A 9457-nucleotide genomic window follows, 5' to 3' on the forward strand; every position below is an offset into this window, starting at 1 on the left:
GGCCGCCACGACGACCAGTTCCCGATCGACGTCTTCCAAACCGGGTCGGGCACCAGCTCCAATATGAACACCAACGAGGTGATCGCCTCGATCGCCGCCGCGAACGGCGTCACGGTGCACCCGAATGACGACGTGAACATGTCGCAGTCGTCCAACGACACCTTCCCGACCGCCACCCACCTGGCCGCCACCGAGGCGATCATCAGCGATCTGGTGCCCGCGCTGGAGCATTTGCGGCTGGCGCTGCTGGATAAATCCGTCGAATGGCGCACCGTGGTGAAATCCGGGCGTACCCATCTGATGGATGCGGTGCCGGTGACCCTCGGCCAGGAGTTCGGTGGCTACACCCGTCAGATCGCGCTCGGTATCGATCGTGCGATGGCGACTCTGTCTCGGCTCGGTGAGCTGCCGATCGGCGGCACCGCGGTCGGTACCGGGCTCAACGCGCCCGACGGGTTCGGTGCCAAGGTGGTTGCCGAACTGGTGCGCTCCACCGGTATCGACGCTTTGTGCGAGGCGCAGGATCATTTCGAAGCGCAGGCCGCGCGGGACGGGCTGGTGGAGACCTCGGGTGCGCTGCGCACTATCGCGGTGAGTCTCACCAAGATTGCGAACGATATCCGCTGGATGGGCTCGGGACCGCTCACCGGGCTGGCCGAGCTGCAGCTGCCCGATCTGCAGCCGGGCAGCTCGATCATGCCGGGCAAGGTGAATCCGGTGCTGCCGGAAGCGGTTACGCAGGTCGCCGCGCAGGTGGTCGGCAATGATGCCGCGGTCGCGTTCGCCGGTGCGGGTGGGCATTTCGAACTGAACGTCTACATCCCGGTGATGGCGCGCAACCTGCTCGAATCGATCCGCCTGCTGGCGAATGTCTCCCGGTTGTTCGCCGACCGCTGTGTGCGCGGGCTGACCGCCGACACCGAACGGTTGCGCACCCTCGCCGAATCCTCGCCGTCGATCGTGACCCCGCTGAACTCGGCCATCGGCTACGAGGAAGCGGCGGCGGTGGCGAAAGAGGCGTTGAAGGAGAAGAAAACCATCCGGCAGACGGTCATCGATCGCGGCCTGATCGGGGCACAGCTCACCGAAGCGGAGCTGGATCGCAGGCTGGACGTGCTGTCGATGACCCGGGTCGACAAGGAGGGATAACACCGTCGCGGTGCCGCCGTGGCAGAGAGTGACCACGGCGGTGCCGGTCGGCGGTACTCAGGGCGGGGCAGCCGGGCCCCGCCGGGCATCAGCCGCGCAGATGTGCGAGCTCGGCCCGGGCCTGCTCGCCGGTCTCACCCAGATCGGTGCGGGTGAAAACATTCCATTTCGCCAGCAGCGGCGCGAAAACCAGTTCGCCCTGCTTCGCCGGATCGTAGATACCGGCCTCGGCCAGCACCTCGTTGCTGTTGCGGCCGTCGGGCAGCGTCATACTGGGCACCTCGAATGCGGCGACCCGGTCGGCGACGGCGCGCATCGTCTGGTCGGGGGCCTTGTCGAAGCCCGCGGCGACCAAATCGGCGAAGAATTCGGCCTGCCGTTCGTCGTCGTCGGCCAGGCGTTCGGCGATCGCGGTGACGATCGGGTTCTCGTTCAGAGCGGCGGTGTTGCGGTGCCGGACCGTGGCGGCGGCCTCCTCGAACGCGCAGTTGGCCAGCACGTCCAGCAGGTGCAGCGGCTCACGGCGGAAACCGGTGGTCATATGCGCCATGCGCAGCCGCTCCAGTTCCACCGGGTCCACCGCGCGGGTCACCATCAGATAGTTGCGGATCAAGATCTCGTGCCGGTTCTCCTCGGCCGTCCAGCGACCCACCCAGCGCCACCAGGAGCCGGTGCGCAGGTATTTGCCGATCTCCCGGTGATAGGAGGGCAGGTTGTCGGCGATCAGCACGCTGACCGTGAGCGCCAGCTTCGCGACCTCACTGAGCTGGGATTGGCTCGGGTCCCAGTCGGTGCCGCCGAGGAAACCGAAATTACGTCCGTCGTCCCACGGCACATAGTCGTGCGGCTGCCACGGCTCGGCGGCGTCGATATGGCGGCGTAGATTGCTCTCCACCTCGTCGGCGAGCGATTCCAGCAGTTCACGATCGGTCAGCAGTGTTTGCACGGAACCAACCTAGCGGGTCGAGGGCCGGCGGGGACACCTTGCTGTGATCGCCGACGAAACGCGGCGGGTTGGGGCTGTGTGCGAACCCACGGCCACGCCGCAGGGCGAGTGCTCGCGTGGCAGCGTGGCCGTGGGGTGGGGCTACTTTTCGGTGACGGTGGTCTGCCGGTCGGCTTCGTTCCAGGTGATCGTGCCGCCGGCGAATTCGCTCTTCTTGCCCTCGGGAGTGACCTCCTCGTCGCTCACCGGGTAGCCGAGGCCGCCGGCTGCGCCGCCGTTGTCCTCCCACGCCTGACGGATATCGCCCCAGACGATATGGGCGCCGGTGTCCGGGCTCCAGGCGATGGTGCCGCCGATGAAGTCCTGGTATTTGCCGCCGTCAGGGCCCTCCTCCTCGGCTTCGCGCGGCAATCCGAGCGGGCTGGTCTGGCCGCCCGCTTCCTCGTACTTCTGGTAGATCTCCCCGGAAACGGTGATATCGCCGTCGGGAGTGGAGACCGTGGTTTCGCCTGCCGCGGCGCCGGGGGACTGACCGGGGCTTTCGGTACCGGTCGCGGTACCGGTGGGCGATGTCTCCTCGGTCTGTTCACCGGTCCGGCCCTGCCCCTCGGTGTCCTGGCCGGGTATCACAGCCGAGGTCAGCGAACCGACATCATCGCTGGTGTCGTTGTTGTCGTCGCCGCATCCTGCGACCAGTAAGCCCCCCGCCGCGATCGCTGCCGCGAATCCAGCCGTACGTCGAGCGAAATGGTGCATGGTCCATCCTCTCGCGAATGGCCTACCCGGTTGACCGTCGATACGCGGTGCACCGCGCAGGCCGGGCCTGGTGCGGCAACGGCCCGGCGAATCAGAGGAATCGCCGGGCCGCCGCCGGATTGGTAGTCACGGGCATGATACCCAGGAAAAGTGACGTGAACCATATGTTGTTGATTGGCCCGGAAGTGTCCTGATCGGCTTTCGGGCAGGTACCGAGCCGGTCAGGGCATCGGGGGAACGGCGTCGTCGTCGCCGTGGAAATCGACCGACGAGTACTCGCGCAGCTTGGTCAGCCGGTGGTAGGCGTCGATCATCCGCACCGTGCCCGACTTCGATCGCATCACGATCGACTGAGTGGAGGCACCGCCGCCGTAATAGCGCACCCCGCGCAGCAGGTCACCGTCGGTGACGCCGGTCGCGCAGAAGAAGACATTGTCGCCGGACACCAGATCCTCGGTGACCAGCACCCGGTCCAGGTCGTGGCCCGCGTCGATCGCCTTCTGGCGTTCCTCGTCGTCCGTGGGGGCCAGCTTGCCCTGCAGTACACCGCCCATACAGCGCATCGCGGCGGCGGCGATGATGCCTTCGGGGGTGCCGCCGATACCGACCAGGATGTCGGTGCCCGAATCCGGGCGAGCGGCGGCGATCGCGCCTGCCACATCACCATCGGAGATCAGGCGGATACGCGCGCCCGCATCCCGGATCTGCTGGATCAGTTCGGCATGCCGGGGACGGTCCAGGATGCACACCGTCAGATCCGACACCGAGGATTTCTTCGCCTTTGCGACGCGCCGGATGTTCTCGCCGATCGGGATCGAGATATCGATCACGTCCGCGGCCTCGGGGCCGACGGCGATCTTGTGCATATAGAACACGGCCGACGGGTCGAACATGGCGTCGCGTTCGGCGACCGCGAGCACCGAGATCGCGCCCGGGGAACCCTTCGACATCAGCGTGGTGCCGTCGATCGGGTCGACCGCGAAATCCACCTCGGGGCCGTCGCCGTTGCCGACCTCCTCGCCGTTGTACAGCATGGGCGCTTCGTCCTTCTCGCCCTCGCCGATCACGACGATGCCGCGCATGGACACCGAGCTCACCAGCTGTCGCATGGCATCGACCGCAGCGCCGTCACCGCCTTCCTTGTCGCCGCGGCCGACCCAGCGGCCCGCCGCCATCGCGCCGGCTTCGGTGACGCGGACGAGTTCCAAAGCGAGATTGCGGTCGGGCGCCTCGCGGCGGCTGGAAGCGGTGGAAGATGCCGTCATTGCGGGGTGCCTCCTTGGCGTCGAACGTACTGGTGCAATTGTCTCATTCACCTCGCCCGCGTACCGGTACCCCCTCGTGGGCGCGACCGGGCGTAGTCCGTCCGCAGACCGCACCCACCAGAGCGGATACGGGGGCACGAGGTCCCCGGCTGTCCGCGAGTGGATACTGGATGCGTGTCGTATCAAAAGCCGCGCATCCTGCACGACTATCGGGACCTGTTCTTTTCGCTGATCCCGTTGGTGCTGATCGTTGTGGTGTTCGCGGGCGCGGCCAGCCAGTGCAGCTTCGCCGTCAACGGCCCCACCCAGGGCCCGATCCCCAGCTTCGACGCCGAGGCCGCGCTGCAATCCGACGCGACCAGCCTGTCCTTCCCGATCCGTGAACCCGAGCTGCCTGCGAGCTGGAAACCGAACTCCGGCAGCCGCGACACCATCGCCGAAGCAGGCGGCGGCGCCGTCAGCACAGTCGGCTATATCACCGACCAGGGCACCTACATGCAGCTCAACCAGAGCAACGCCACCGAAGAACTCCTGGTCACCCACACAGTCGGCCGCCGCTACGCCACCGGCACCGAACAGATCGGCACCCAGAAATGGGTGGTCTATGACGAACCCGGCGCCGAACCCGCCTGGGTCTCCGACTTCGGTGACGTCCGTGTCCTGATCCGCGGCGCGGGCAACAACGAGGCGTTCACCACCCTCGCTCAGGCCGTAGGTACGGCCCAGCCTCTCACGCCGTAGCGAGGCGACGCCGTACATCCGCCAGTAAATCGGCACGTCCACCAGTGGGTGGCCGCATCCGATCTTCGGCCGGCGTTCGTGTCCGAAGATCGTCCTTCACGGGCTATTCCAGGTCGGCTGGTTCCGACTGGGAGAGGGCGTCCTCGATGCGTCGGTGGGCTCCGGCGAGGTGTTCCTCGCAGCGGTTGGCGAGGGCTTCGCCGCGTTCCCACAGGGCCAGGGAGTCGTCGAGGTCGAGGCCGCCCTGTTCGAGTCTCTTCACCACATTGACCAGTTCGTCGCGGGCGCGTTCGTAGCCGAAGGTGGCGATTTCGGCAAGGTCGGGAGCGCTGGCCGAGTCGGCGTCGGCGGAGGAATCGGGCAACGTCAGGTCCTCTCCACGTAGGTGTGATGTCGGTGCTCGAGGCCGCGGCCTAGCCGGGGCCGCTGGTCTCGTCGCCGGTCGTGGCCCCAGGCTTGCTGCTCGGCGCGACTGTGGTGCGGGCGCCGAGCGGGGTGACGCCAAGCGCGGCAGCGTTGACCGCGCCGTCGGCGACGCGGATACGTAACTGACTGCCGGGCTGGGCGTCGTCGATACTGCGCACCACATGGCGTTCGGGTCCGGTGACGCGTTGCACGACAGCGTAACCACGAGCCAGTGTGGCGGCCGGGCCCACAGCGGTGAGTTTGTCGCGCAGGTGGCGGGTGGCAGTGGTTTCGGTGCGGATGAGTTGTTCGGCGCAGCGGCGGGCGGCGGTGCGCCAGCGTTCCACCTCGTCGCGGCGGTGGTCGAGTTCGCGCAGCGGGTCGGCCAGCACGGGGCGGGAACGCAACTGGGTCAGCGCCCTGGTCTCGCGGTCCACCCAGCCGCGCAGCGCGGCGGCGGAGCGGGCGCGCAGCTCACGCACCGTGGCGAGTTCGACGGCGGCGTCGGGGACGAGACGTTTCGCGGCATCGGTGGGGGTTGCGGCGCGCAGGTCGGCGACCAGGTCGCTGAGCGGATTGTCTGGTTCGTGCCCGATCGCGCTGACCACCGGGGTCCTCGCGGCGACGATGGCGCGGCACAGCGCTTCATCGGAAAACGGCAGCAGATCCTCCACACTGCCGCCGCCGCGAGCCAGCACGATCACGTCCACCTCGGGGTGGCGATCGAGTTCGGCGAGGGCTTCCATGATCTGCGGGACCGCTGTCGGCCCCTGCACGGCCGTGTTGCGGACCTGGAAACGCACCGCAGGCCAGCGGTTGCGGGCGACGGTGAGCACATCGTGTTCGGCGGCGCTGGCGCGTCCGGTGATCACACCGATGGTGCCGGGCAGGAACGGGATCGGCCGCTTGAGCCGCGGGTCGAACAATCCCTCGGCGGCCAGCAGCGCCTTCAACCGTTCGATCCTGGCCAGCAGTTCACCCACCCCGACGGGACGGATCTCGGTGATCCGCAGCGACAGGGTGCCGCGGCCGGTGAAGAAAGAGAGCTTGCCGTAGACCACCACCCGGCTGCCCTCCTGCAGCGGGATCGGTGAACTGCGGATGAGTGCCGGATCGCAGGTCACCGACAGCGACATATCCGCCGACGGATCGCGCAGCACCAGAAACGCGGTGCGGGTGCCCGGCCGCAGATTCATCTGCGTGATCTGCCCCTCCACCCAGATACTGCCGAGCCGGTCGATCCACTGGGCGACCTTGATCGCCACCGAACGCACCGGCCAAGGGTGCTCGGCGGTGTTGGCGGGGGCGGTCGCGCGCTGGGGTTGACCAGAGGAGGCCCGGCCAACCGGCGGCGGAGACGAGGTGGGTTCGGTCACTGGGCTCGCACGGTGGCGATCCGGTTGGTCAGCATGGTCACGAACGGCGCCCTGGCGCGGGTCTGCTGCTCGTACTCCAGCAGCGCGGTCAGATCGTCGACGGTCAGCATGCGCAGGCGGGCGCGCAGCTGAGCCAACGTCATATTGACGTAGTCGTAGCGGGCGGCGACTTCCGGTTCCACCACTTCGGCTGTCTGCACGGTGTCGTCGACCCCAGCCGCCCCAGCCACGGTCTCGCTGCTGACGGGGGATTCGACGGCGGGCTCCGGCGCGGTGACGGTGGCACCACTGTTCGCCGGTGCACCGGCCGCGCTGCCGTCGCTCTCGATGTTCTGGAGGGCGCGCAGCCCGGCCAAAGTGTCGGCGAGCGCGGCTTCCACCTCCGCCGGGTCGGCGTCGAAACGATCGAAACCGCTGTTGCGGACCGAACGGCCGCCGACGGTGCCGACCGGGTCGGCGGGGTCGGCGGGGTCGTTGTCCTCGTCGAAGGTCGCCCACTCCGGCTGCTCGACAGGGCGGGCGCCCAGACGCTCGAACACCATGTCGCCTTTGATCGCGAGGCTGGTGACGAACTGCTGGACATGCATGCTGGTCTGCAGGAGCTGACTGATCGCGGTCACAGGGAATTTCACCGCCGCCGACGGCAGCCGTCGAGTCTCCTCGATGGCATAGACGGCGGCACCGGCGGCGACCCGGGCCAGGAACGGTGGTCGGAACATGGTCCTAGCCTGCCCGAAATGGTGCGATGTGCAAAAGATGGCAGGCGCAACAGGTGGCTGTGGCTCGCGCGCACGTATGGTTGTTGGCATGTCCTCGGCTATACCGTTGAGCATCGGAACCACCAGCACCCTCACCCCTGTCGCCGCCGGCAAGCGGGTGCTGCTCGCCGAACCGCGCGGCTACTGCGCGGGCGTGGACCGCGCCGTCGAAACGGTGGAGAAGGCGCTGGAAAAGCACGGCGCCCCCATCTATGTGCGTAAAGAGATCGTGCACAACCGGCATGTGGTGGAGACGCTGCGCGAACGCGGGGTGATCTTCGTCGACGAAACCGACGAGGTGCCCGAAGGTGAGCTGGTCGTGTTCTCCGCGCACGGTGTGTCCCCGGCGGTGCACGCCGACGCCGCCGAACGCAACCTGCGCACCATCGACGCCACCTGCCCGCTGGTCACCAAGGTGCACCAGGAAGCCAAGCGGTTCGCCCGTGACGACTACGACATCCTGCTGATCGGCCACGAAGGCCATGAGGAAGTCGAAGGCACCGCGGGCGAGGCCCCCGAACACGTGCAGCTGGTGGACGGGCCGGACGCGGTGGACAAGATCACCGTGCGCGACGAGTCCAAGGTGATCTGGCTGTCGCAGACCACGCTGAGCGTCGACGAGACCATGGAGACGGTGGCCCGGCTGCGCGAGAAGTTCCCCGCGCTGCAGGACCCGCCGAGCGACGATATCTGCTACGCCACCCAGAACCGGCAGGTCGCGGTGAAGGCGATGGCGCCGGAATGCGATCTGGTGATCGTTGTCGGTTCGCGTAACTCCTCGAACTCGGTGCGACTGGTCGAGGTCGCGCTCGGCGCGGGAGCCAAGGCAGCACACCTGGTCGACTACGCCCGCGAGGTGGACCCCGCGTGGCTGGAGGGTGTGCGCACCGTCGGCATCACTTCCGGAGCATCGGTGCCCGAGATCCTGGTGCGAGGGGTGCTGGACATGCTCGCCGAGCACGGCTTCGGCGAGGTGCAGCCGGTGACCACCGCGAACGAAACCCTGGTCTTCGCGCTGCCGCGGGAGTTGCGCTCTTCGCGTCGCTGATCCTGTCCACCGGCTCCATTGCGCGATCCGGGGGCGTATACGCCGCCGCTCAGTGGCCATCTCGGCCGATCGGCGCGCTTGTTCGGGTCGGTCGGATCGCCTGATTCTGCCGGTCTCGTACGGCTCTGCTACCTGTCCGGCCCGGACGGTTCCCTCCGGCTTGCTCGGTGTCGGCCTGCCAGGGCGGCACCCGAGGGTTCAGCCCCGCCCAGCAGGTCGCTGATGGCTCTTCGACGGCTCGGGCAGTGGTTGAGCGTGCGGCTACAAGGTTTCCGGCCTGCGCCGTTCCGCCGGTTCGCGGTCTCGATAGCGCACGATGGGCTGCGGGTGCGGCGGTTCGCCGCGGCGCCGGTTCGCGGCCGGGCGGGACGGTTCGTCGGGGAACGGGGCCGCCGGGCGGTCTACCCGAGTGCGCAGCTCACGCATACGGGGCTCACGGGCGCGGGGTTCCCGGCGTGGTTCGCGGGCGCGGGAGGAACCGGCCGCTACTCGGGGCGGTGCGTCGGCGACGGGAGCAGGTCGTCTACGGCCGTTGCGTCGGGACGGGACGTCGCTACCGACCCCGTTGTGGTCGTCGAGTTCGGAGTTCTTCGGCTTGCGCCGGGTGGCTCCGGAGGTGCGAGACCCCTTGCCGCGGCCGGGGCGCGGGCGGTCCGCCTGGCGGCGCCCCCAGCTGGTACCGCGCCGGGCTTCGGTGGAGTGCTCGGCGGCCTGCTCCTGCCGATGCATCACGATGCGTGCGGCGCCGACCAGCAGCACCAGCACGGTGGCGATCATCATCGCCGGGAATCGGTGTACCAGCGGGATGGCCAGGTTCAGCAGGATGTCTTTGATCGATGTCGAGACGCTGCCGGTGAGCTGCTGATAGGCCAGCGGCACCGCGACGAACAGCAGTAGCGGCGGCAGCACCAGCGTGGTGAACAGCCCGCGCAGCCGCACGGCGAGCACAGCCGCCAGACAGCCGATCACATACATGGTGGAGAACGAACCGGTGAGCTCGCTGCCGTCGCCGA

10 protein-coding genes are annotated in these 9457 nt (G+C 68.2%); 3 read left to right on the forward strand and 7 right to left on the reverse strand.

Translation table 11 applies throughout. The annotated features are described in order from the left end of the window. Positions 1 to 1149 (forward strand): class II fumarate hydratase (locus tag B0T44_RS25245; protein ID WP_081512697.1); only part of this gene is annotated, 1149 nt, incomplete at its 5' end. Between the two features lie 88 nt (positions 1150 to 1237). Here B0T44_RS25245 and B0T44_RS25250 read toward each other — a convergent pair. From B0T44_RS25250 to glpX, 3 genes are all read right to left on the reverse strand, one after another. Beyond that, positions 1238 to 2095 carry an acyl-ACP desaturase gene (locus B0T44_RS25250; protein WP_077114599.1) on the reverse strand — a complete coding sequence of 286 codons (858 nt, stop codon included), beginning with the start codon at positions 2093 to 2095 and terminating at the stop codon, positions 1238 to 1240. A gap of 141 nt (positions 2096 to 2236) precedes the next feature. Beyond that, positions 2237 to 2851: an LGFP repeat-containing protein gene (locus B0T44_RS25255; protein ID WP_077114600.1), complete on the reverse strand. Its 615-nt coding sequence runs from the start codon at positions 2849 to 2851 to the stop codon at positions 2237 to 2239. A 221-nt stretch (positions 2852 to 3072) separates the two neighbouring features. Beyond that, entirely contained in the window at positions 3073 to 4116 is a 1044-nt protein-coding gene (gene glpX / locus B0T44_RS25260; RefSeq protein ID WP_077114601.1) for a class II fructose-bisphosphatase, read from the reverse strand. A gap of 174 nt (positions 4117 to 4290) precedes the next feature. Here glpX and B0T44_RS25265 point away from each other — a divergent pair, with 174 nt between their 5' ends. Next, on the forward strand, positions 4291 to 4857 hold the full coding sequence (locus tag B0T44_RS25265; protein ID WP_077114602.1) for a DUF4245 domain-containing protein: 567 nt from the start codon (positions 4291 to 4293) through the stop codon (positions 4855 to 4857). Positions 4858 to 4960: 103 nt separating this feature from the next. Here the strand turns inward: B0T44_RS25265 and B0T44_RS25270 are convergent, their stop codons facing one another. Genes B0T44_RS25270 through B0T44_RS25280 form a run of 3 tightly spaced genes read right to left on the reverse strand, consistent with a single transcriptional unit; the run spans position 4961 to position 7357 of the window. After that, on the reverse strand, positions 4961 to 5221 hold the full coding sequence (locus B0T44_RS25270) for an exodeoxyribonuclease VII small subunit (RefSeq protein WP_077114603.1): 261 nt from the start codon (positions 5219 to 5221) through the stop codon (positions 4961 to 4963). A 49-nt stretch (positions 5222 to 5270) separates the two neighbouring features. Continuing rightward, positions 5271 to 6638, reverse strand: coding sequence for an exodeoxyribonuclease VII large subunit (xseA, locus tag B0T44_RS25275; protein WP_077114604.1), 1368 nt, complete (start codon positions 6636 to 6638; stop codon positions 5271 to 5273). Continuing rightward, on the reverse strand, positions 6635 to 7357 hold the full coding sequence (locus tag B0T44_RS25280) for a lipid droplet-associated protein (protein ID WP_077114605.1): 723 nt from the start codon (positions 7355 to 7357) through the stop codon (positions 6635 to 6637). The genes xseA and B0T44_RS25280 overlap by 4 nt, the downstream gene beginning before the upstream one ends. Before the next feature lie 88 nt (positions 7358 to 7445). Here B0T44_RS25280 and B0T44_RS25285 point away from each other — a divergent pair, with 88 nt between their 5' ends. Continuing rightward, positions 7446 to 8444: a 4-hydroxy-3-methylbut-2-enyl diphosphate reductase gene (locus B0T44_RS25285; RefSeq protein ID WP_077114606.1), complete on the forward strand. Its 999-nt coding sequence runs from the start codon at positions 7446 to 7448 to the stop codon at positions 8442 to 8444. Between the two features lie 261 nt (positions 8445 to 8705). Here the strand turns inward: B0T44_RS25285 and B0T44_RS27370 are convergent. Continuing rightward, positions 8706 to 9457, reverse strand: a 752-nt coding sequence (locus B0T44_RS27370; RefSeq protein WP_081512698.1) for a DUF6542 domain-containing protein, incomplete at its 5' end; no start/stop codon positions are given.

The sequence above is a fragment of the Nocardia donostiensis genome, assembly GCF_002081715.1.
In the GTDB taxonomy this organism is placed as follows: Bacteria; Actinomycetota; Actinomycetes; order Mycobacteriales; family Mycobacteriaceae; genus Nocardia; species Nocardia donostiensis.